24 protein-coding genes are annotated in these 21,964 nt (G+C 71.4%); 8 read left to right on the top strand and 16 right to left on the bottom strand.

The window, feature by feature from the left end:
* Window positions 1-27: 27 nt before the first annotated feature.
* The 5 genes from EGT67_RS20595 to EGT67_RS20615 are packed head-to-tail and all read right to left on the bottom strand — an operon-like array spanning window position 28 to window position 7,223.
* Entirely contained in the window at window positions 28-1,215 is a 1,188-nt protein-coding gene (locus EGT67_RS20595; protein WP_127917949.1) for a VWA domain-containing protein, read from the bottom strand.
* A complete protein-coding gene (locus EGT67_RS20600; protein WP_127917950.1) occupies window positions 1,212-3,422 on the bottom strand; it encodes a DUF5682 family protein in 2,211 nt (736 codons plus the stop codon). The genes EGT67_RS20595 and EGT67_RS20600 overlap by 4 nt, the downstream gene beginning before the upstream one ends.
* Entirely contained in the window at window positions 3,419-4,522 is a 1,104-nt protein-coding gene (locus EGT67_RS20605; protein ID WP_127917951.1) for an ATP-binding protein, read from the bottom strand. Before EGT67_RS20605 ends, EGT67_RS20600 begins: the two co-directional genes overlap by 4 nt.
* Window positions 4,519-5,937: a DUF5691 domain-containing protein gene (locus EGT67_RS20610; RefSeq protein ID WP_241566144.1), complete on the bottom strand. Its 1,419-nt coding sequence runs from the start codon at window positions 5,935-5,937 to the stop codon at window positions 4,519-4,521. Before EGT67_RS20610 ends, EGT67_RS20605 begins: the two co-directional genes overlap by 4 nt.
* The gene (locus EGT67_RS20615) at window positions 5,934-7,223 is read right to left on the bottom strand and encodes an SWIM zinc finger family protein (protein WP_127917952.1); all 1,290 of its coding nucleotides are present in this window, start codon (window positions 7,221-7,223) and stop codon (window positions 5,934-5,936) included. The genes EGT67_RS20610 and EGT67_RS20615 overlap by 4 nt, the downstream gene beginning before the upstream one ends.
* A 478-nt stretch (window positions 7,224-7,701) precedes the next feature.
* On the opposite strand from EGT67_RS20615, the gene EGT67_RS20620 reads away from it, so the two are divergent.
* The 5 genes from EGT67_RS20620 (at window position 7,702) to EGT67_RS20640 (ending at window position 11,257) form a co-directional block, all read left to right on the top strand.
* Window positions 7,702-8,070, top strand: a complete 369-nt coding sequence (locus tag EGT67_RS20620; protein ID WP_127917953.1) for a RidA family protein — start codon at window positions 7,702-7,704, stop codon at window positions 8,068-8,070.
* Between the two features lie 320 nt (window positions 8,071-8,390).
* The gene (locus EGT67_RS20625) at window positions 8,391-8,975 is read left to right on the top strand and encodes a hypothetical protein (RefSeq protein ID WP_127917954.1); all 585 of its coding nucleotides are present in this window, start codon (window positions 8,391-8,393) and stop codon (window positions 8,973-8,975) included.
* A 1-nt stretch (window position 8,976) separates the two neighbouring features.
* Entirely contained in the window at window positions 8,977-9,612 is a 636-nt protein-coding gene (locus EGT67_RS20630) for a DUF6308 family protein (RefSeq protein ID WP_421958150.1), read from the top strand.
* Window positions 9,613-9,751: 139 nt separating this feature from the next.
* Entirely contained in the window at window positions 9,752-10,354 is a 603-nt protein-coding gene (locus tag EGT67_RS20635) for a TIGR03086 family metal-binding protein (RefSeq protein ID WP_127917956.1), read from the top strand.
* Between the two features lie 75 nt (window positions 10,355-10,429).
* Window positions 10,430-11,257 carry a hypothetical protein gene (locus EGT67_RS20640; protein ID WP_127917957.1) on the top strand — a complete coding sequence of 276 codons (828 nt, stop codon included), beginning with the start codon at window positions 10,430-10,432 and terminating at the stop codon, window positions 11,255-11,257.
* A gap of 36 nt (window positions 11,258-11,293) precedes the next feature.
* Here the strand turns inward: EGT67_RS20640 and EGT67_RS20645 are convergent, their stop codons facing one another.
* From EGT67_RS20645 to EGT67_RS20660, 4 genes are read right to left on the bottom strand one after another with little or no spacing between them, the layout of a single operon-like run.
* Window positions 11,294-11,662: a hypothetical protein gene (locus tag EGT67_RS20645; protein ID WP_127917958.1), complete on the bottom strand. Its 369-nt coding sequence runs from the start codon at window positions 11,660-11,662 to the stop codon at window positions 11,294-11,296.
* Between the two features lie 18 nt (window positions 11,663-11,680).
* On the bottom strand, window positions 11,681-12,208 hold the full coding sequence (locus EGT67_RS20650) for a DUF3558 family protein (RefSeq protein WP_127917959.1): 528 nt from the start codon (window positions 12,206-12,208) through the stop codon (window positions 11,681-11,683).
* A gap of 58 nt (window positions 12,209-12,266) precedes the next feature.
* Window positions 12,267-12,632: a hypothetical protein gene (locus tag EGT67_RS20655; RefSeq protein WP_127917960.1), complete on the bottom strand. Its 366-nt coding sequence runs from the start codon at window positions 12,630-12,632 to the stop codon at window positions 12,267-12,269.
* A gap of 17 nt (window positions 12,633-12,649) precedes the next feature.
* Window positions 12,650-13,183, bottom strand: coding sequence for a DUF3558 domain-containing protein (locus EGT67_RS20660; RefSeq protein WP_241566145.1), 534 nt, complete (start codon window positions 13,181-13,183; stop codon window positions 12,650-12,652).
* A gap of 167 nt (window positions 13,184-13,350) precedes the next feature.
* Here EGT67_RS20660 and EGT67_RS20665 point away from each other — a divergent pair, with 167 nt between their 5' ends.
* Window positions 13,351-13,998: a PadR family transcriptional regulator gene (locus EGT67_RS20665; RefSeq protein ID WP_127917961.1), complete on the top strand. Its 648-nt coding sequence runs from the start codon at window positions 13,351-13,353 to the stop codon at window positions 13,996-13,998.
* Window positions 13,999-14,022: 24 nt separating this feature from the next.
* Here EGT67_RS20665 and EGT67_RS20670 read toward each other — a convergent pair whose 3' ends face one another.
* Genes EGT67_RS20670 through EGT67_RS20680 form a run of 3 tightly spaced genes read right to left on the bottom strand, consistent with a single transcriptional unit; the run spans window position 14,023 to window position 16,330 of the window.
* The gene (locus EGT67_RS20670; RefSeq protein WP_241566146.1) at window positions 14,023-14,568 is read right to left on the bottom strand and encodes an SMI1/KNR4 family protein; all 546 of its coding nucleotides are present in this window, start codon (window positions 14,566-14,568) and stop codon (window positions 14,023-14,025) included.
* Window positions 14,565-15,185, bottom strand: coding sequence for a response regulator (locus EGT67_RS20675; RefSeq protein WP_127917962.1), 621 nt, complete (start codon window positions 15,183-15,185; stop codon window positions 14,565-14,567). Before EGT67_RS20675 ends, EGT67_RS20670 begins: the two co-directional genes overlap by 4 nt.
* Window positions 15,182-16,330, bottom strand: coding sequence for a sensor histidine kinase (locus tag EGT67_RS20680; protein ID WP_127917963.1), 1,149 nt, complete (start codon window positions 16,328-16,330; stop codon window positions 15,182-15,184). The genes EGT67_RS20675 and EGT67_RS20680 overlap by 4 nt, the downstream gene beginning before the upstream one ends.
* A 143-nt stretch (window positions 16,331-16,473) precedes the next feature.
* Between EGT67_RS20680 and EGT67_RS20685 the strand changes: the two genes are divergently transcribed.
* Both EGT67_RS20685 and EGT67_RS20690 read left to right on the top strand, forming a co-directional pair.
* Window positions 16,474-17,064 (top strand): GlcG/HbpS family heme-binding protein, encoded by a 591-nt coding sequence (locus tag EGT67_RS20685; RefSeq protein ID WP_127917964.1) that lies wholly within the window; start codon window positions 16,474-16,476, stop codon window positions 17,062-17,064.
* On the top strand, window positions 17,061-17,810 hold the full coding sequence (locus tag EGT67_RS20690; RefSeq protein WP_127917965.1) for an ankyrin repeat domain-containing protein: 750 nt from the start codon (window positions 17,061-17,063) through the stop codon (window positions 17,808-17,810). Before EGT67_RS20685 ends, EGT67_RS20690 begins: the two co-directional genes overlap by 4 nt.
* Window positions 17,811-17,840: 30 nt before the next feature.
* Here EGT67_RS20690 and EGT67_RS20695 read toward each other — a convergent pair whose 3' ends face one another.
* The 4 genes from EGT67_RS20695 to EGT67_RS20710 form a co-directional block, all read right to left on the bottom strand.
* On the bottom strand, window positions 17,841-18,659 hold the full coding sequence (locus EGT67_RS20695; protein ID WP_127917966.1) for a hypothetical protein: 819 nt from the start codon (window positions 18,657-18,659) through the stop codon (window positions 17,841-17,843).
* A gap of 34 nt (window positions 18,660-18,693) precedes the next feature.
* Window positions 18,694-20,112: an amidase gene (locus EGT67_RS20700; RefSeq protein ID WP_127917967.1), complete on the bottom strand. Its 1,419-nt coding sequence runs from the start codon at window positions 20,110-20,112 to the stop codon at window positions 18,694-18,696.
* 54 nt (window positions 20,113-20,166) lie between these two features.
* Complete coding sequence (locus EGT67_RS20705) at window positions 20,167-20,964, bottom strand: TetR/AcrR family transcriptional regulator (RefSeq protein ID WP_127917968.1); 798 nt, start codon at window positions 20,962-20,964, stop codon at window positions 20,167-20,169.
* 107 nt (window positions 20,965-21,071) lie between these two features.
* Window positions 21,072-21,953, bottom strand: coding sequence for a VOC family protein (locus tag EGT67_RS20710; RefSeq protein ID WP_127917969.1), 882 nt, complete (start codon window positions 21,951-21,953; stop codon window positions 21,072-21,074).
* Between the last annotated feature and the right edge of the window lie 11 nt (window positions 21,954-21,964).

Below are 21,964 nucleotides of genomic sequence, written 5' to 3' on the forward strand. Positions count from 1 at the left end.
GGGGCGGGCGGTGGCGCTGGCCGGTCGTCACACCGGTCCGCCCGAGGCCGCCGCGAGGTCGTGCCGGTGCGCCCACGCCGCGACGTCGCCGCGTTCGAGCGCCACGGCCAGCAGGTCCGGGAACCGGTCCGGGGTGCACGCGAAGGCCGGAACATCCAGTGCGGCAAGTGCTGCCGCGTTGTCGCGGTCGTAGGCGGGCGCACCGTCGTCGGACAGGGCCAGCAGCACCACCACCTGGACCCCGGCATCGCGCATCGCGGCCACCCGGGACAGCATCTCGGCGCGGATCCCGCCCTCGTACAGGTCGGAGATCAGCACGAACAGCGATTCGGTGGGGCGGGTGATCAGCGACTGGCTGTACGCGATCGCGCGGTTGATGTCGGTGCCGCCGCCCAGCTGGGTGCCGAACAGCACGTCCACCGGATCGGACAGCTTGTCGGTCAGGTCCACGACCGCCGTGTCGAACACCACCAGGGACGTGCGCAGCGCCCGCATCGACGCGAGGACCGCGCCGAACACCGACGCGTACACCACGCTCGACGCCATCGACCCGGACTGGTCGATCGCGAGCACCACGTCGCGCTGCACCGCCTGGGACCGGCGGCCGTAGCCGATCAGCCGTTCCGGCACCACCGTCCGGTACTCCGGCAGGTAGTGCTGCAGGTTCGCCCGGATCGTGCGGTGGAAGTCCAGGTCGCGCAGCTTCGGGTTGGTGGTGCGGGCCGCCCGGTTCAACGCCCCCGTCACCGCGGTGTGGGTGGCCCGTGCCAGGCGCTCCTCGATCTCGCGGACCACCCGTTCCACCACCACCCGGGCGGTCGTCTTGGTGGTCTCCGGCATCACCCGGTTCAGGCTCAGCAGCGTGCCCACCAGGTGGACGTCCGGTTCGACGGCCTCGAGCATCTCCGGTTCGAGCAGCAGTTGGGTCAGCCCGAGCCGTTCCATCGCGTCCCGCTGCATCACCTGCACCACCGAGGTGGGGAAGTAGGTGCGGATGTCGCCGAGCCAGCGCGCCATCCGCGGCGCGGAACCGCCGAGACCGGCACCGCGCCGGGTACTTCTGTCGACGGGGCCGCCGTCGTCGTACAGCGCGGACAGGGCCGCGTCCATCGCAGTGTCCGACGCCGACGCCAGCGCGCCGGTGGACTCCTCGGCGACGTCGCCGAGCAGCAACCGCCAGCGGCGCATCCGTTCGTCGTCGATCGGTGTGGTCATGCGGGAATCCCCAGGATCAGGGCGGTGGCCGCCAGGGCGCGGCCGCCGCGGTCGGTGTCGAGGGCGGTGTCGGTGGCGGCGGCACGCCTGCCGTCGCGCAGGATCTCGCCGAGCGTGCGCCGCTCCGCGGGGCCGAACCCGCCGAAGGTGCGGCGCAGCGCCGGCAGCGCGTCGAGGAACTCGTCGGCGTGCAGCCCGGACACCCAGGTGTCGATCAGCGCCAACAGATCCCGGTCGTGGACGAGCAGCAACCCGCTGCCGCCGGCGAACCCGTCGATCCACCGGGCCTTCGCCGCGGCCGCGACACCGGCCGAGAGCGCCCGGCCGACCCGGGCGGTGGTGTCGGCGGTGTCGAGGCGGCCCACGTCGCGCAGCAGGCGCACGGTGCGTCCGGTGAGCAGACCGTCGACGTCGCCGCGACCGGCCAGCGTCGTCAGCGTGTCGAGCCAGCGGTCCGTCGACGCCGGATCGTCGCGCAGCGTGACCGCGGCGTGGACGTCGTCGAGCGCGCCGCGCAGCGCGTCCGCGGCGTCGGCGTCGAGGCCGGTGACCGCGGCGGGCAGGCCCGCACAGATGCGCACCAGCAGCGCGTCGACGACCCGGTCGAGGGCGGACAGGTCGGTGCCGCGCACGTCCCCGTACCGGAGGGTGCGCACCAGCGCCGGCAGCGCCGCCATCAGGTGGGCGACGTCGTGGTCCAGCGCCGCGGCGGTGTCCACCGCGTCCAGCAGGTCGGCGACGGTGTCGCGCAGGTCGGCGAGCAGGGCCCGCTCGAGCAGGCCGGTCACCTCGGCCAGGGTGACGTCGGGCCGGGCGGCCCGGTCGCGCACCACGGCGTCCGCGGCGGTGGCGACGGTGGTGCCCCAGCGGGCCGCCTCCACCACCGCGACCGCGAGTTCGGGCCGCCAGCACAGCTTCCACGTCTCCCGGAAGGTGCCGGTCGACCGCACCGTGGACTGGGTGGGCGCCGCCCACTCCACCTCGATCAACCGCAACCGGTGCAGCAGCTGCGACCGCTGCCGGTCGAGGTCGGTGCGCAGATCCAGGCTCAGTTCCTTCTCCGTCGGGGAACGCTTGAGCCGCAACGATTTCGACCGGGCCTGCAGATCCGCCTCGAGCGGCACGGTCGGGGTCGAGTCGGGGACCTCGCCGAGGGATTCGCCGACCACCAGGCGTCGGGTCACCAGGTCGAGTAGCAGTTCGTCGCCGTCGCACAGCACCGCGCGGGTGGCCTCGGTGACCTCCGCGAGGCCCGGAAGCGGCCGATCCCGCAGCGCCGCAAGGGTGTCCGCGAGCCGGGTTGCCTCGATGACGTGCGCACTCGACACCGGCAGGTCCTCGGCCCGCAGCACCCGCGCCACCCGGGTCAGCCACCGCGCGACGGTGTCGTCGGGGGCGGTGAACAGGTGCTCGTACCAGCCGGGGGAGACGATGCCGGCGCCGTAACCGGAGGCGACGGACAGTCGGGAGTGGGTCCACGGCACCCAGGTGAGCGACGCCTTGACCTTCGGGAGTCCGCGCAGCAGACGGGCGTCCGGCGCGGCCGGTCCGAGGCGTCCGGCCAGGGCGGGTGCGTGCATCGCCCCGCACACCACCGCGATCCGCAGCGCCCCCGCCTTGATCGTCGCGCGCAGCACCTGCCGCATGTGGGCCTCGCGGCGCGCGGTGTGGTCGTCGAGGTCGACGCCCTCGCGCAGCGCCGCCATCGCCTCGGTGATCGCGTCGAAGGCCGTGACCGGATCGTCCTCGTCGCCGGGGTTCCGGGATTCGACGACGGTGTCCCACCACTGTTCGAAGTCGTCGTACCCGGCCGCCGCGGCCAGCGCGGTCAGCGGGTCCGGGCGGGCGGCCTCGTCGCCCTCGCGGTCCGCGGCTAGCGCCAGCGTCGCCGGCAGGTCGCAGAACCGGACGTCGGCGTCGTGGTACACCGCCCACCGCAGCGCCTGCCACTCCGGCGAGAACACCGCCAGCGGCCAGAATGCCGCGCGCGCAGGCTCGTTGGCGGCGTATCCGAGCAGCGCCACCGGCGGCCGCAACTGGTCGTCCGCGGCCAGTGGGACGAGGGCGTCGGCGTCGGCCGGCCCCTCGATGAGGACGGTGTCCGGTTCGAACGCGTCGAGGGCGCGCAGCACGGCCCGCGCGGATCCGGGGCCGTGGTGCCGGATGCCGAACACCCGCACCTGTGCGCCGGGGGTCGCAGCGGTCACCCCGCCACCTCGCGGCACGCCCGGTAGAAGTCGTCCCACTCGGTGCGGTGGCGCACCACGGCCTCGAGGTACTCGGTCCACACCACCCGGTCGGCCACCGGGTCCTTGAGAACCGAGCCGAGGATGCCGGCGGCGACGTCCGCCGGGCGCAGGGTGCCGTCGCCGAAGTGGGCGGCGAGGGCGATTCCGTTGGTCACCACCGAGATCGCCTCGGCGGTCGACAGCGTGCCGGACGGGGACTTGACCTTGGTGCGGCCGTCGGTGGTGACCCCGTCGCGCAGTTCCCGGAACACGGTGACGACGCGGCGGATCTCCTCCGCAGCCGCGGGCACCGCCGGCAGTTCCAGTGCGGCGCCGAGTTGTTCGACGCGGCGGACCACGATCGCTACCTCGTCGTCGGCGCTCGCCGGCAGCGGCAGCACCACGGTGTTGAAGCGTCGGCGCAGCGCCGACGACAGGTCGTTGACCCCGCGGTCGCGGTCGTTGGCGGTGGCGATGACGTTGAAGCCCTTCGCCGCCTGCACCTCGGTGCCCAGTTCCGGCACGGGCAGCGTCTTCTCCGACAGGATGGTGATGAGCGCGTCCTGCACGTCGGCGGGGATGCGCGTCAGTTCCTCGATCCGGGCGACGGCGCCGTCGCGCATCGCGGTCATCACCGGCGACGGCACCACGGCGGCAGGTGTCGGGCCCTCGGCGAGCAGACGCGCGTAGTTCCAGCCGTAGCGCACCGCCTCCTCCGCGGTACCGGCGGTGCCCTGCACCAGCCGCGTCGACTCACCCGAGATCGCCGCCGCCAGGTGTTCGGACACCCACGTCTTCGCGGTGCCGGGCACACCGAGCAGCAGCAGGGCGCGGTCGGTGGCCAGGGTCGCGACGGCCACCTCCATCAGGCGGCGCGGACCGATGTACTTGGGGGTGATCACGGTGCCGTCGGGCAGCGTGCCGCCGAGCAGGTACGTCACCACGGCGTGCGGCGACAGCCGCCACGACGGCGGCCGTGGGCGGTCGTCGGCCGCGGCCAGCGCCGCGAGTTCGTGCGCGTACTGCTGCTCGGCGTGGGGACGCAGCAGGGCCGGCTCGGCGGTCAGGGTGTCGGTCACGTCAGCTCCTGGTGAAGGTGTCGGCGGTGGGTGAGGATGTCGGCGGCGGCCGCGAACAGGGCCAGTCGGTCGAGGTCGCCGGTGCGGGTGGCGGCGTCCGAGAGCACCGACTCGAGATCGAACGGGGCGCGGTGCGCGAGCAGGTCGACCGTGTGCCGCAGTTCCGCGGTCCGCAGGCGGGACGCGTACACGCCGGATATCACCGCGGCGGCCACGTCGTGCGGCCACGGCGCGGCCAGCGCCGCGAGCAGGCTCGGGTCGGGCAGCGCGCCGTCGGGGGTGGCGCGCAGGTGCGCGACGAGGATGTCGCGCGGCAGGTGGGCCGCGACCTGCGCGCCGACGGTGCCGTCGCGGCGCAGCAGCCCCACCGCCCAGTCGGCGTCGCCCTGACCGGCGACCGCCGCGGACCACGCGTGCTCGAGCGCCGACCGGAAGGGCTCCGCTACCGACACGTGCGGCAGATCCGCGGGGTCGAGACCGAGTTCGGCCCACACCGCGAGCGGGGCGGCCTGCACCACCAGGGTCAGCCGGACGTCGGGGCGCGGGGCGCTGCGGTGGTCGAGGCCGTCCCGCAGCGCGGCGTCGTCGAGGCGGTCCGGCAGCCTCACGGTGACGACGCCGTCGGCGACGGTGATCCAGTCCCGCAGGCGCTGCCCCATCCGCCGCCCGTACGCGGTGCCCGGCAGGTGTCGCAGCACCCCGGCCGCGGCCTGCCGCACGCGCAGGCTGCGGTCGTCGAGGGCGTGCTCGAGCAGCGTTTCGTCGCCGGCGCCGAGACCGGTGGCCAGTTCGGTGAGCAGGGCCGCGCGCTGCTCGGCGGTCTCGGACCGCCAGGCGCCGGACAGCAGCGCGGTCGCGGCGGCCGGGTCGGCGCGGCGCAGCGCCGCGAACCAGCGGCGCCGCGCGGCGGGGGTGCCGTGCCGCCAGTCCTCGTCGTCGCCGGTGTCGGGGTGGCGCAGCGGCGCCCAGTCGGGGTTGCGGGCGGCGAGCCACTGGCCGCGCGGCCCCGCCAGCGCGACCAGCCCGTCGCGGTACCGGGTGAGCCGGACGGCGGCGTCGAGCAGGTCCACGAGCAGGTCCGGTGGTGGCCGGAAACCCGCTGCGGCATCGAACCATTCGGGCAGCAGTGGGGAGTCGACGACGAGCAGGGAGCGCAGCCGCGTCGCCGCCGCCTCCGCCAGCAGCGGCCGCGGATCGTCGGGGGCGGGCGCCGGGACCGACGCGGTGGTGGGTGCGCTCGCCCCGGCGAGGAACGCGGACTCCAGCGCCGCCGCCGCGAGCAGCGTCGGTGCCGGGTCGCCGCCGTCGAGGGCGCCCGCCGTCGCCGCGGCGTGCAGGCCGGTCAGCGAGACCGTCGAACGGGCGGTTCCGAGAAGCGCTGTCGCGGTGAGGGACTCCGGGTAGGGGCGGATCATGCGGCGACCACCGTGCCGGCGTCGAACACGGAGGCGGGCAGCAGCGCGGTGCCGTCCCAGTCGCCGCACACGGTGACCGGGTGGCCGCCGGAGACGGCGAGCAACTGCCAGCGCGCGGCGTCACCGCCGCCGACCGGCAGGGCCCGGCCGGCGCGGTCCACGACGTGCCAGGATCCCGCGGCGACGGTGGGGGTGACGTCGGCGAGGAGCATCGGCCACGAGCGGATCCACGGGTCGGCGGCGAGCGCGGTTGCGTAGCCGGCGAGGGCGGTGGCCGGGTCGGTGGCGCCGGGCAGGGTGGTGAACGGTTCCGGGGCGGCGTGCTGGGTGCCCAGGTGCGCGCGGAGCGGCGCCGCGCCGGGGTAGTAGTGCACGTCGGCGTCGACGATGGTTCCCGGAATCGGTGCGGTTGTGGTGAATTGGGCGCTGCCGTGGGCGAAGTCGAGAAGCAGCGCCCACCGGCCGGAGTCGCGCCCGCGCAGCCACACCCGGCGGGTGACCAGGCGGCCCTCGTCCTCGGTGCGGACCGCGAGCACCTGCCAGCGGTCGCGGACGGCGGGCTCGGCGCGCACCTCGTCGGCGCGGACGGGGACCCCGAGGTGCGTCTGCACCGACCGGTTCAGCGGTTCCGGCAGCCGGTCGCGGTCCCGGAACGCGCGGATCAGCAGATGCAGGCGCGCGTACTGCGTGAGCAGGGGCGCCGGCCAGTCCGGGTCGGTGGCGACGAGCGCCGGCAGGGCGCGCAGGGCCGCGGCGACTCCCGGAGCCTGCGCGTCGACCATGCGGGCGGCGATGGCGTCGTAGGCGGCGGCGTCGTGGGGGACGGAACCGAGGCCGGCGACGACCCGGTCGGTCAGCCACCGGTCCAGCTCGTCGAGGCCGGCGGCGATCCGCTCGGTGCGGCGCTCGGCGGTGGCCGGGTCGGGCGCGGTCGTGGCGGGGGTCGCGGGGGTGGCCGCGGCGCGGGCCGCCCGGGTGGCGAGCCACTCGGTGACGAACTCGGGTGCCTCGGCGGCGGGCACGGCACCGTCCGCCCAGCGCAGCAGCAGGCCCACCGCGTGCTTGCACGGGAACTTGCGGCTCGGGCACGAGCAGCGGTACGCGGGCCCGGTCAGGTCGACCGCCGCCAGGTACGGGTTCTTGCCGCTGCCGCCGCACGACCCCCACAGGGCGGTGTCGGTGCGGCCGGTGTCCGTCCACTTCGAAGCCAGACCGCGGGCAGCCGTCAGCGACGCCGGGTCGGGCGCGGCGGCCGCGATCTGCGCGGGGGACCAGGGTTCTGTCACGGCAGCAAAACGTACGGCAGGTGCCCGACAAGTTGCCAAGCGCGCACGTCGATCGTGGGGTCCGTCACCACCCCACCGGACCGGCCCCCGGGTGCGTCCCGCCCAGCCCTACCCGTCTGGGCCCGATGCTGGAGTGGCGCCGCCCCTCGCTACGCCGACGATGGCCGGCGCCGATAGGTGCGGTCGGCGTCAGGGTCGTGAGCTCGGCCGGCCGCAGCGACGGCTTCGACTGGACGATCGTGTGGGCCGATCTGGTGGGTCCAGTCGGGCAGGTCTCGGGTCCGGGTGAACACGTACGCACTCGCGAAGTCCGGATCGCGGGTAGCGGTGCGCACCCACCGGGTGCGGAGGTGACGGATATCAACACATTGCGTGCCAACGATTTTCGTCATCCGATCGTGGCAGGTCCACTCGCCGGTCCGGCTCCAGGCTATGGTCTGGGTGAATTCGTTGCTGCCTAACGCAGAGGGAGTACTCGATGTCGATGACCGAGGTGTCCGCCGACCACCCGTACAGCCCGGCGTTCGTCGCCGCAGGGCTCATTTTCGTCTCCGGCGCATTGTCCGTCGATGCGACGGGTGCTCCGGTGCCTGGCCGGATCGAGGCGCTCGACGCTGCGGTCGACCGGATGGTCGAGCGACTGGCGACGGCCGGCGGCGAGCTGAAGGACGTCGTGAAGCTCACCTACTTCGTGACGGACCTGTCGCTGCGCGAGGAGGCGAACCGACAGTTCGAGCGACTCTTCGACGCCCCGCGCCCAACCCGCACCTTCGTCGAGGTGAGCGGCCTGCCGTACGGCGCGACGGTCGAGATCGACGCGATCGCGGCGGCGGGCGCCACGGGCTGAGGCTCGCGGGTGCGGCGCGGCGTCGACGCCCGGCGTCAGTCGCGCTGAGCGCCTGCGTATTCGACCGTTCCGTGGCGTCGTGGACGACGATCGTCTTCACGCGCTGTGGGTGACGGCGAGGCCGGAGGGCGGTCGGTTCGGGTCGAGCGACCCGAACCGGTCGATGGGGCTCCCTGGGCGAGCGGATACAGTCGTCTGTTCGCTTGTTGGTGCTGGATAGAGGCCTGGTCACGTGATCATTGGTGAGATCGAGAGCAAAGTCGACCGGGCCGCGTCAACCGCGGTCACAGAAAACCGAACCACCGAACCCGAGGACACCCATGCCTGACATCGATCCCGCCGCGACCGACACGAACTTCGCACTGCTGAAGAAGGATCCGTTCTTCGACGTGGTGGTCGACCTGGTTGCCGGGTATCTGTCCTCGGCCTTCGACGATCCCGCTTCGGGAGAGGTGGACGAGTGGACCCTCTCCTGCCTACCGGCGGCGGGCAAGACCGCCGAGCGCGAACGTCTCTTCACGCTCGCCATCGGACCCATGGAGGTCCTCTACGTGGAGCGTTACACGGAGAACGGCGAGACCGTCGACTTCCGCACCGTGCTGTACACGTCGTTGGCGGCGCTGATGCGCTCCACCGGCTTCAGCCTCGACGGCCTCGCGATGGCCAATCCCTTGCTGCGCTTCAAGCAGACCGAGTTCGCCTCTGCGGACGGTGACGGTGTGCTCATCGACTGGTTCCTGTCCGACGAGGGCGCCGACGACCAGTTCTTCGAACTGCCCCTCGACGAGACGACGATCCGCCCGCTCGCCGAGCGGCTCGTGGGCAAGGGGCGTGGCCCGTACGCGCAGTACCACAATCGCTCGTTCGCTCAGCACGTGCTCGATGCGATGAATGACGATGCCTGACATGATGATTCGGCTCCCCAAGGTTCTGACGTCCGGCGCCGACACCGGCCCCGTCGACGTCCTTCGGGTGTATTTCACCGAGCCGCTGGTGAAGACCGGGTTCGTCCGCAGCGGTGCGCGGTGGGACACGTGGGACTCGACCGGCACCCGCGAGCGGGACGTGAACGTCTTCACCGCCGACGACCTCGTTGCCGCGACCCTGTTGTCGGTGGAGGTGTCCCCGGACGGCGCGCAGATTCTGCTGCGGGAGCGCCGCGACGAGTTCACCGAGTTGCTCGTCGCGGTCGGCCCCGACCGCGATCTCGTCGACGAAGCGTCCGAGCTGACCCCCGAGTCGCCGGTGTGCCGGCTCGAGGCGGCGCTGTGGACGGTCCCGAGCATCGGGCGCACCGTCGCGTCGAAGCTGATCGCGCGGAAGCGGCCGCGGCTGTTCCCGATCTACGACCGGGTGATCGGGGAGGTGCTCGGCACCAAGCAGGCGCACCTCGAACCCGTCCGCCAGGCGCTGCGCGCGAACGACGGCGAACTGCATCGCAGACTCGTCTCGCTGCGGGAACAAGCAGACCTGGACGACTCGGTTCCGGCTCTGCGGATTCTCACGGTGCTCGCATGGATGCAGCTCAAGGCCCCGAACTGACGCCCGGTCACCGCCAGCGGGAACTCAGGACACGGTATCCGGGCGGCACCTGAGATCCCATTGGTGGGCGTGCGCGATGAGTTTCGCGCATTCATTCGGTCGATACCTGTGAGAGGACATTCAACCGAGGGAGGCACGCATGACGATCGAACACGACCTGGGGCCCGCGGCGGCCGAGGCGGCTCGTGTGGCCAACGGCATTCGCGACGATCAACTCGATCTTCCGACGCCCTGCGCGCAGTGGTCGGTTTCCGACCTGCTTCGGCACTTCCTCGAGCTGACGAACGCGTTCACGGCCGCCGCCCGGAAGGCGCCGTTTCCCGGTGACGGCTCGGCTCGGCCGGCGCAGTTGCCGCCCGACTGGCGGCCGCGGCTCGCGCGGCAACTCGACGCGCTGGCCGCCGCGTGGCGGGACCCGGAAGCCTGGCAGGGCGAGGCCGAGGCCGGTGGCGTCACGATGCCCGCGGCCGTCATGGGCGCGGTGGCGATCGACGAACTCGTTCTGCACGCATGGGACCTCGCTCGCGCCACCGGCCGACCCTTCGCATCCGACCCGGCCAGCGTGCAGGCAAGCCTGGGGTTCGCGGCGGCGATGTCCGTGCCGGGCGAGGAGGCCGGCCGCGAGGGGCTCTACGGACCCGTCGTCCCGATCCCGGCGGACGCGCCCGCCCTCGACCGGCTGCTCGGCTACGCGGGCCGAGATCCGCAGTGGTCGCCGTCCGAGGAGGTCGTCGGCGGGTGACCGCCGCCGGTTGTCTGGGCGATCATGGGTCTGCGAGACGCGCGGAAGGACCGACCCCTGATGGAGGAAGCAGCGATGGCGGAACGCTCCGTATCCGGCACCCGACAGCCGGTGGACTACGGCGACGTGGAGGGCGCAGTCCTTCAGGCGCTGCCGGACGAGGGGCACCGCGGTGTGAACCGCCTCAGCGTCGCACTCATCAGCGACGCGGAGTCGTTCGATGCACTGCTCGCGGCGTTCTGGCGGGTCGAGGCGGCGCATCGCCATGACGGCCGGTGCTTTCTGACGCTCGACGATCCGAACCAGTGCCTCTACACGAGCGGACACGCGCGCGCCAAGCACGATCTGGACGGGGACGTCGCGTACCCGGACGACGACACCGACGACGCGCTCACCGCCTACGACACAGCGGTATTCGAGTCGGCCGGGGCGGCGCTCCGAGACCCGGACCGGGCCGTGCAGTGGGAGGACGTGGGCAGCTCGCTCGTCACGGAGCCGAGCGACATCGAGGCGTTGGTGACGCTCAATCGCGCCCCGGGTCTGGTCGTGGACGACGTGCACGTGGTGCAGTGCCTACCGACCGCGGACCACACCGATCTGCTCGCCGACCTCCCGAACGGCTACTTCGCCTGCGACTGGACGCCGTTCGAATGTCACGCGGTGGCGCGCCGGATGGGCGAGCGGCACGGGTACGCGCTGGTCGGGATCGGCGCGTCCACGCTCGGGTTCCTCAGCGTGCTCGATCCCGAGCAGCGGGACGTCGACGCCCTGATCGCCGATCTGCGAGAGCTGTACGGGCACAGTGACTCAGACGCCTGGACCGAGCTCGGGGAGGTGCTGCGGGGGTCACCGGTGCTGCTTCTCGGATACACGGAGGACTTCGCGGAGCTCACGGAGACCTAGGCCGGAGGGGGCTGCCGAGGCCGTTGTGGTCGTGAATCAGCGGCCGTGCTCGAGCCCGGTGAACCGCTGGGCGTTCGACTCCTCGGCGGCGGTGAAGTTCTGCGCGATCTTCTCGAACACCGACTGCATCTGTTCGACGACAGTGATGTGGTCGGCGAGGGCCTGGTCGAGCGGGTACTCGCCGCCGGACGCCTTCTGCTCGAACTTGCGGGCCAGGGCGATGCCGGAGGGGAGGGGGCCTAGGCCGTCGATACGAGCGAGATCGAGGGCCTGGGTCCTCGCCAGTTCCAGCTCGTCGAGGAGCTGAGCGCACCGCTGAGCACACTTCTCGGCAACACCGGGCTCCAGGTAGAGCTCACCTGCATCCACCGATTCGCCGATCGAACTCCATAACGAGCCGTTCATGTACTACCAGCCTTCCCGTCAACGGGGGATCGAGGACTCGAGGGCTCGAGCGTTGCGAACCGCCAGCGAGCACGGTCCTTCTGCTGGGGCCTTCCCCGTCAGATAGCTCGACTTGATCATCACTGTGTCTGGACCCGACGTGAAGAGCACGTCGCAGAACTCGTTCCGCTTGTCGGTCGTTTCGCGAAATGTGAAGGCTTCACGTCCGGCGAGATCGATCGGCGTGAAGTCGGTGAAGCGCTCGTTCGAGCGGATCGTGTCGACGGACTGGCCTGTGGCGAAGATGGTGACGAAGTAGTCGGGTCCACGCCACCTGCACAGGCTCCAACCTGGTTGCTTCACACCGACGATGTCGCGTGTGACCGACGCGGGATCCGCCCCCGCCGTCCGCAACGCCTCGTCCGGAATGCTGCACGGATCGAGGGTCGGCTCCTCGGCCTGCTGCTGCGCCGTCTCGGCCTGCCCCTCGACACTCGTCGACCCGCAGCCGGTCAATGCGATGACGGCGAGCGCGGCCGCAGCAACGTGTCGTCCTACGTTCTTCATGCTGTGACAAACTCCGTGTCGTTGTCGGATTCCGTTGGTGCGCTGCGGTTGTGCATCATCAACCGTGCTGGATCCCGGTGAAGCGCTGCGCGTTCGACTCCTCGGCGGCGGTGAAGTTCTGCGCGATCTTCTCGAACACCGACTTCATTTGCTCGACGACGGCGATGTGGTCGGCGAGGGCCTGGTCGAGCGGGTACTCGCCGCCGGTTGCTTTCTGCTCGAACTTGCGGGCCAGGGCGACGCCAGAGGGGAGCGGTCCGAGGCCGTCGATGCGGGTCAGATCCTTGGATTGCCACTTGAGGTCTTCGAGCTCAACCCGAAGCTGCGCGCAACGTTGCGCGCACTTCTCCGCGATTCCAGGTTCGAGGAACAGCTCGCCCGCATCGACCAGGCCACCGAGCTCACTCCACAACGAGCCGTTCATGTGAACCAACCTTCCAATCAGCGAGGGATCGAGGGTGCGAACAGTTGGGCGTTTCGAATCGCGAGGGGGCAAGGCCCTTCAGGAGGTGTTTGATTCGTGAAGTAGCCCGACTTGATCATCACCGTGTCAGATCCCACCGTGAAGACGACGTCGCAGTATTGGTTGTCGGTGTCGGATACCTCGCGGAAGGTGAAGGCGTTACGGCCATCGACGTCGACGGGCGTGAAGTCGGTAAAGCGGCCGCTCGCGCGTACTTCATCGAGTGTGCGACCCGTTGCGAAGATCGTTATCAGCTGGTTCGAGCCTCGCCAATGGCACAAATTCCAGCCTGGCTGCTTGACACCGAGGATGTCCCGCGACTCCGTAGCTGGGTCCATCCCAGCCTCCCGCAACACATCGTCCGGGATGCTGCACGGATCGAAGACGGGCTCACCCTGCTCGGCCGCCGCCGTCTCCGCCTGCCCCTCGACGCTCGTCGATCCGCAGCCGACCAGGCCCAGCGCTCCGACTGCGGCAAGGGCAGCGACCCCCCACCGTCCCAGTGATCCCACGCTTCCCCCTCGTTTCGCGACGATCGACCCATTGGATCAGACGCATCGCGTCGGCACCCGGTTCCATCGAATCCCCGCCGGGACGGCCGGTGACCCACACCACCCTTTTCAAAGATACGGTCACGATATATCGTGAGTGTGTCGGTTAACGACGAAAGGAGAAACCGATGAGGAACATGAACCACCGGCGAGGGCCGGAACAGATGCACGGACACCCCGCCTGGGGCGAGGAGATGGGCCGTCAGCGCCGCCACCACCGCCCGTTCGACGGCGAGGATCCCCGCATGCGAGGTGGTCGAGGCCGCGGTCGTGGCCACGGCGGTCCCCGCGGACGCGGTGGCCCGCGCCGAGCAGGCCGCGGCGACGTCCGCGCAGCCGTCCTGCTCCTGCTGAAGGAGGACTCGATGTACGGCTACCAGCTGATGCAGACCATCACCGACCGCACCAACGGAGCCTGGCGTCCCAGCGCCGGCGCGATCTACCCGACCCTCCAGCAGCTGGAGGACGAGGGCCTGGTGCAGACGACCGCCGAGGGCGGCCGCAAGCTCGTCACGCTCACCGACTCCGGTCGAGAGTTCGTCGAGCAGAACGCCGAATCCTGGGGTGACCCCTTCGCGTTCGCGGGATCGGGACCCGATCTGCGCGGCCCGCTGCACGATCTGCACGGCGCCGCACGCCAGGTCCAGATGTCCGGAACCGCCGAGCAACTCGCCGCGGCGGAGAAGGTGCTCACCGACGCCCGACGGGCGCTATACCTGATCCTGGCCGGCGACGACCAGGACGCGGGCACCGACGACCCCACCACGGAGTCGTGAACACCGGCGTGACCGGTCACCCGGTCACGGCAGGCGCTGCGCGCCGAGAGGTTCGAAGTCGAAGTCGGATTCACCGGACAGCGCCTCGGCACTCAGCGCCGGCGCTGCCGCATCCAGCGACGGCCCGAGTAGCCGCAGCGAGTTCATCCGCTGCGAGAAGTACACCGGGAACTCGCCCCGCTCGTCGCGAGTGGCGGTGTCCCACAGCAGCACGTCGCCGTTCTCGCTGATCGCGAAGACGCGCAGCGACTCGACCAGCGACCAGTCGCCGTCCGGTTCGACCATCCAGTCGAACTCCTCGACCTGCCCGTCGCGGTAGGCCTCGTGGAGGCGCTCGGTGAGAATCCTGCTCCTGGCCTGCCAGCCGTCCGCGTAACCCGCGAGCACCGGCGGGTATACGAGCCACAGCCCGAACAGCCGGCCCCAGCCGAAGTCCCGCACGAAGGCGCGATAGGACTCCGGAAACCCGCCGCCGTCGGCGAATCGATACGTCTCCAGCACGTCCGGATCGACGTGCACGAGGGTGGGCGTACCGAGCACCCGGAGCGTGGAGAACCCGGTCAATGTCATCGAATCCCGTCCCGCCGCAAGGCGATCGAGACCGCGGCGGCCCGCGAGTCGACGCCGAGCTTAGCGTAGATGTGCGCCAGGTGCGTCTTCACCGTGGCCTCGCTGATGAACAGTCGCTTGCCGAGTTCCTTGTTGGTCAAACCCTCGGCCAGCAGGCTCAGCAACTCGGCCTCCCGCGCCGTCAGGGCCTGATCGGGGCGTCGCATCCGGTCCAACACGCGCGACGCCACCGGCGGCGACAGGGCACTGCGGCCCGCGACCGCATCCCGGATCGCGCCGAAGATGTCCTGCGGCGCAGAGTCCTTGAGGAGATAGCCGATCGCTCCGGCGTCGAGCGCGCGCACCACGTCGGCGTCGGTGTCGTAGGTGGTGAACACCAGTACCGGCTGATCGGAACGTGCCGCGCGGATCCGCCGGATCGCTTCCACCCCATCGATTCCCGCGCCGAGCGCCAGATCCATCATCACCACGTCGGGGGACCGGTTCGCGGCCATCGTGACGGCGTCCTCGCCGGTGTCGGCCTCGCCGATCACCTCGAGATCCGGCTGGGAATCCAGCAGCGCCTTCAACCCGGCGCGCACCACGAGATGGTCGTCGACCAGCAGCACCGAGATCACGCCGCACCCCCGACCGGGATCTGCGCCGCGACGACGGTGCCCTCACCGGGCGCGCTCTCCACCGAGAACGTGCCGCCGAGCGCCTCGACGCGCTGGCGCATCGCCGGCAGGCCGAACCCGCTCGTCTCGCCCACCACGAACCCGGCGCCGTCGTCGAACACATCCAGGGCGACGGCGTCGGGCAGGTACGTCAGGGTCACCCCCACAGTGTGCGCGTTCGCGTGCCGTCGGACGTTGGACGCCGCGCTCTGCGCGATCCGCAGCAGCGCGTGTTCGACGTCCGACGGCAGCCCGACCGGCTCCCCGATCACCCGCAACTGCGCGGACGGCACGTACCCGCGGACGGCGGCGAGCAGGGCCGCGTCCAGCGTCTGCGTCTCGAGGTCCGGGGAGCTCAGGTAGTGGACGAGGTCGCGGGTCTCGGCGAGATTCTCCCGCAGCGCCGTCGTCGCGGTGCGGACCTCGTCGCGGGCCCGCGGCCCGGACCGTTCCCACACCTCGTCGGCCGCCTCGAGGTGCAGCAGCGCGCTGGTGAGCCCCTGCGTGACGGTGTCGTGGATCTCCCGCGCGAGGCGCTCGCGCTCGGAGAGCACGCCGGCCTCCCGTTCGGTCTCCGCGAGCCGCGACTTGGCCTCGACCAGTTCGCCGAGCAGGCGTTCCCGCTCGGCGCTGTCCCGCTCCACCTGCCCGTACGCGAGGACGATCAGCGCACCCGTGCACAGCGGCGCCAGCAGCACCGCCCACTCGGTGCGGCCGCTGAACGACGCGAACTCGATGCCGGCGAACACCGCCAGCGCGGCCACGATCAGGTACGCCGCCCAGCGCGGGAACGCGCGCGTGCACAGGAAGAAGATCGGGAACGCCGTCCACGCGAAGCTCGGCGCCAGCCACACCAGCGCCACCCACGACGTCAGCACCGGCCACACCCACGGCTGCCACGCGCCGCCGCGCCGGGACAGCACCACGATCACCGCGTACAGCGCCGCCAGCACGACGATCAGGCCCGCGACCACCAGCCACCGTCCGCTCACCCCGTGATACGTCAGGTAGCGGGCCGTCGACGCCGCGAGCAGCACGTAGAACGAGAGGTGGATCGCGATACCGAGCGGTCCGCGAAAGGCGGTATTGCCCTCGTCATCCTGCATCGGGCCGATCCTACGGACGACCGTGCGAGGGGGTATCGGCCATTCGGATGATCCGGTGGTGGCCGCGCGGCCGATGCCGCCGACCCCGTCGCGGGGCGAGGCTCGAATCGTTCGATTCCCCACCTCGCCCCGAAAGGCCCACCATGACCGTCACCCGCCGCCTGCCCCGCGTCCTCGCGATCACCATCCCCGCCGTCGCCCTGCTCGCCGCGACCGCGTGCGGATCCACCGAGGACGCCGCGGCCGCCGCGACGACCACCGAGGTGGCCCCCGCCGCGGTGTCGTCGCAGAAGCCCGGCGACGCCGAGAAGGGCACCGTCACGGCCAACCGCCTGTCGGTGTCGACCGCCGGTCGCGCCGCGCAGGCCGCGCTCGCCAAGTGCCAGGCCGACGGCCTCGGGTTCGTCACCGTGTCCGTCGTGGACCGGTTCGGCAACGTGCAGGCGATGCTCCGCGGTGACAACGCGGCCGAGCACACCGTCGAGGCGTCGCGCGCCAAGGGCTACACGGCCGCCGCGTTCGGGGCGAACACCAGCGATCTCGCCGGCCGCGCGAAAGGCGACGGCCCGACGATCGCCGACCTGCCCGGCACGCTGTTCCTGCCCGGCGGCGTGAGCGTCAAGGTCGGCAACGCGTCCATCGCGGGCATCGGTGTCGGCGGCGCGCCCGACGGCAACGCCGACCAGGCCTGCGCCGCGGCGGGTCTCGCGGAGATCGCCGGAAGCCTGCAGTGAGGATGCCTGTCCTGCTGGCCGCCGTCGCGCTGACGGCGGCGGCCTGCGGCACCGGTGACGCCGTCGAGACACCGTCTGTGCCAACGACTTCGGTCGACGCACCGGCCACCTCCGCGGAGCCGTCGGGCGCGCCGGCCCCGCAGTCGACCCCGGAACTCGAGCACCGGTTGTTCGAGGCCGCGCGAACGAACGATGCGGCCGGGGTGCGGGACGCGATCGCGCGCGGCGCCGACCTCGAGGCCCGCGACGCCGACGGCCGGACACCGCTCGTCGCGGCGACCAAGGCGAACGCCGCCACCGCCGCCACCGCCCTGATCGACGCCGGTGCCGACGTGAACGCCAAGGACGACATGCAGGATTCGGCGTTCCTGTACGCGGGGGCGGAGGGCCTGGACGAGATCCTGCTCGCGACGCTCGCGCACGGCGCGGACGTGAAGAGCACCAACAGGTTCGGCGGCACCGCGCTGATCCCGGCATCCGAGCACGGGCACGTCGAGACGGTGCGGATCCTGATCCGGGCGGGTGTCCCGGTGAACCACGTCAACCACCCCGGCTGGACGGCGCTGCTCGAGGCGGTCGTCTACGGCGACGGCTCGGCCCGGTACGTCGACACCGTCACACAGTTGCTCGACGCCGGTGCCGACCCGACGATCCGCGACGCGCGGGGCCTCACGGCGCTGCAGAACGCGCAGAACCGCGGGCAGCGCGACATCGTCGTGCTCCTGGCCGCGGCGGACGGGAACTGAGGGCCCGACGGCGCCGGCGTCCGCGGATCGTCAGTCGCGCCGGGCGACGAGGTCGGCGATCCGCGCAAACCGTCCGGGCCCGTCGACGGTGACCACCTCCAGTGCCGCGGACACCTCGAGGAGGTCCGGGGGCACGGTCGCCGGGGCGAGCAGGACCAACATCCGCAGCGTCGGAAAGCCGAGGTCGTGGGCGGTGAGCCGCGTCTGCCCGTCGACGACCAACACCTGCGCGGGCCCCGACGCCTGCGCGCCGGGGCGGGCCGTGTTCGCCAGGGTGGTGCTCAGGTCGCCGGAGAGGGCGCAGTACGACACCAGACCGCGGTAGGCGAGGAGGCTGAGGCCCTCCTCGGCGAGCGCCTGCCGCAGCCGCAGCATCGGCATCGCGATGACGACGGTCGGGCCGCCGGCCGACCCCACCGTGACCGGATCGGGCGCGTCGTGGTCACCGATCACCCCGCTGCCGAGTTCTTCCGCGGCGAAGGCCCAGAACGACCCCTCGGCGGCCAGGTCCGGGGACACCGCGCGGACCGCGCTCAGCAGCGTCTCCTCGGCGCGACGCAGTTCCCGGTCGGTGGCCCCGCGCGTGCACCGGAACGCCGAGGAGTACGCCGCCGCGAGCGCACCGAACTCGCGCAGCGACGGCGCGATCACCTGCGCGGCACCCGTCTGCAGATCCACGCCGTCGACTCGACCGGTCCGGCGGTCGACGCGCAGTTCCGACAGCCCCGCGTCGCGGGCGATCACGGCCGCGTTGTCGCCGTCGAACGGCGGACTCAGCCACCGTCCGGGGTACGGGATGGCGCGCACCTTGTCGTGCAGGTCGGCGGTGATGTCCGCATCGCTGATCACCTGTGAAAGGCTATCCGCCACCGGCGATTCGTTCTCAGGCCGGATCCTGGATCCGCGCCCACGGCTTGGCGGCCTCGAGCTCGAAGGCCAGCTCGAGGAGGGTGCGCTCGTCGCCGTGTGCTGCCGAGAAGTGCGACGCCAGCGGCAGGCCCGTCGAGGTCTGGTGCAGGGGCAGCGAGATCGCCGGCCCGCCGGAGGCGTTGTTGAGCGGGGTGAACGCCGCGTAGGTCACCAGGCGATCGAACAGGGTGTCGAAATCCTGTGCGGGGGAGAGGTATCCGAGCTTCGGTGTGGTGTGACTGAGGACCGGGGACAGGACGACGTCGTACTTCTGGAACATCCGCGCGTAGGTGCGCGCGGTCCGCTGCATCCGGTAGAGCATGCGCGGGGTCTCGATCATGTGCTTGCGGTACATGGCGTCGAGTCCGCGGCTGAGGTTGTCGGTCCTCGCCGGGTCGAAGGTGGGCCCGAACATCCGCTTGCCGCCGGTGAGGAGCGCGAACGACAGGAAGCCCCAGTACAGCTTGAAGTCGTGCATGAACTCTTCGCCGACCGGCAGCGCCGCCTCCTCGACGTGGTGGCCGAGCTTGTCGAGCAGGTCGGCGGTGGACCGCACCGAGTCGCGCGTCTCGCCGTCGGTGGGCACCCCGGTCACCGAGTCCACGATCACGCCGATCCGCAGGCGCGTCGACGCGGGCCCCTCGACCAGCCGGATCGGCGGGAACTTCGGGTTGCGGTAGTAGCGTTCGGCGGCGGCGTAGAACCGGGCGCTGTCGCGCACCGACCGGGTGACCGCACCTTGGCTGATGATGCGGATCGGCATGGTCTTGTCGGTCGCGTCCGGGACCGTGCGGCCGCGCGTCGGTTTGAGGCCGACGAGTCCGCAGGCGGCGGCAGGGATGCGGATGGATCCGCCGCCGTCGTTGGCGTGGGCGAACGGCAGCACCCCCGCGGCGACCAGTGCGGCCGAGCCGCCCGACGAAGCGCCCGACGAGTGCTCCGGGTTCCACGGGTTCCGGACGGGGTCGGCGTCGGCGTACTCGGTGGTGGCGCTGAACCCGAACTCCGGCAGCCGGCTCTTGCCGATCGACACCGCCCCGGTGGACAGGAACTGCTCGACGACGGCGCTGTGCCGGCGGGCCGGGGCGGGTTCGAACGCCGCGCTGCCCTGGCCGGTGGGCAGGCCCGCGACGTCGACGTTGTCCTTGACGATCGTCGGCACCCCGGAGAAGACGCCGCCGCGCGGATTCTCGGCCTGCTGCAGGGCCCGCTCGAAGTCGCTCGTCTGGATCCCGTTCAGGGCGCCTTGCACGGCCTCGGCGCGCTCGATCGCGGCCTCGACCGCCTCCCGCGCCGACACCTCGCCGGCCGCGATGCGCGCGGCCACGCCGGTGGCGTCGAGGTCACCGAGGGCGTCGTCACGGAAGGCATGGATGCGGGTGTTGTCGGCCATTCCCGGAGTGTAGGAGCCGCGAGCGCGCTTGGGGAGGGGTTCGGGCCCCGCGGATCAGCCGGCGTCGGGCCGTTCGGCGATGGCCTCGCGGATCGCGCGCAGTTCGGTGCGCAGCGAATCGAGTTCCGCGCGGATGTCGCCCGAGGACTCCGCGGACTCCGCGGTGTCCGTGGACTTCGAGGACCCCCGCGGCTGCGCCGGCGTGGCCGCGGTCTTCTTCGCGGCGCGGCGGCGACCGGTCGTGGGCGGGGGCGAGGCGGTCCCGGGCTGCGGGGCCGGCACGAATCCGTTGAGGAACACGGTCGTGAGCGTCTGGGTGAGGGAATCGACGTCCTGCGCCAGGGTCTTGCGATGCCAGCGCACCGACATGAACACGCACTCGCGCATCATGCGCTGGAATTCGAAGATATCTACACCCGAATTGAATTCGCCGCCACGGACGCCGTCCTCGACGACGTTGTACCAGGCGTCGTGGGAGGACTCGACCGCGGCGGCGATCTCGGTGTAGCGGGGCAGTGCGCTCAGATTCGCGAACTCGTTCTGGTAGATCTCCGTCGCGTACGGGTGCCGGTCGGCGACCTCGAGCGAGACGCGGACGATGTGCCCGAGACGTGCCCGGGCCGTCTCGGGTTCGGCGACGACCGCGTCGTAGCGCTCCACCAGGTCGGTCAGGAAGCTCACGAGGATCTCGGAGACGATCGCGTCCTTGGAACTGAAGTAGTGGTAGAGCGTCCCCGAGTTGAGGCCGACCGCGTCGCCGATCTCGCGGATGGTCGTCGCCGCGATGCCACGATCGGAGAACAGTCGGGCCGATTCGGCCAGGATCACCTCGCGTCGACCCGCTGACGCCACGGCTCACTCCTCTTGTCCAGGTTTTCGATTCGATCGTGTACTACCCGAGGCTAGCAGCGGGCAAACTGCCCACTTACCGATGAAGCGCTTGCTCGGTAGCTCGCCCGTCAGAGCGGGAGACCCTTCGCGCCGACCGGCGGCGGCGTGTAGCGATGACCCCACACCGCGCCCTCGGTGATCCGGTAGGTCGGGGAAGCTGTCTCGATTCGCTCTCCACCCCAACCGATCTCGGTGGCGTGGCCCTCGGGGGAGTAGATGTAGAACGAGAGCATCCGGTCGTTGGTGTGCTTCCCCAGCGACTGCATCATCGGGATGTCGAGGTCGTGCGCACGATCGAGTGCCTTGCCCACGTCGTCGATTTCGGCGGTCTCCACCATGAAGTGGAGCAGTGCCGGAGCCTCGGCCGGATTGAGCCCGAGCGTGTGCTGGCGCGCGTTGCAGCCCAGGAAGTAGCTGGTGCCGCCGGGTAGCTCGAGCGAGTTGCGTTCGGCGAATCCGAGCACTCCCACGTAGAACTCGTACGCGGCCTCGGTGTCGACGACGTTCAGGATGACGTGCCCCATGCCCTGGTCACCCGTCACGAACCCGGACACGTGCGGCAGTTCCACCGGCCGGTGGCTCAGCACCGGCCCGTAGAACAGCTCCACCCGGTTGCCCGACGGGTCGTAGAACGCAGCGAACCCGGTGACCTGACGCAGTGCACACTCCTCGGCCGTGCCGGCGTGCGTCTCGATGCCCGCGGCCTCGACGCGGGCCACGAGGTCGCGCAGGTCGGAGCGGTTGAGGACCTCGAAGCCGACCGCCTCCAGTCCGGGCGTCACGGATTCGGTGACCACCAACCGGGGCGGGTACTCGTCCATGCGGTAGTGCAGCGCGCCCGGCAGCGGGCCCTCGACGGGCATCATGCCCACGAAGTCGCCGACGAAGGGCTTCCACTGCTCCGCCGACTCGACGTTCAGGCGCAGGTATCCCAGCGAGAGAACAGGCATTGCGTACTCCT

It is taken from the genome of Prescottella agglutinans, from assembly GCF_004011865.1.
GTDB lineage: Bacteria > Actinomycetota > Actinomycetes > Mycobacteriales > Mycobacteriaceae > Prescottella > Prescottella agglutinans.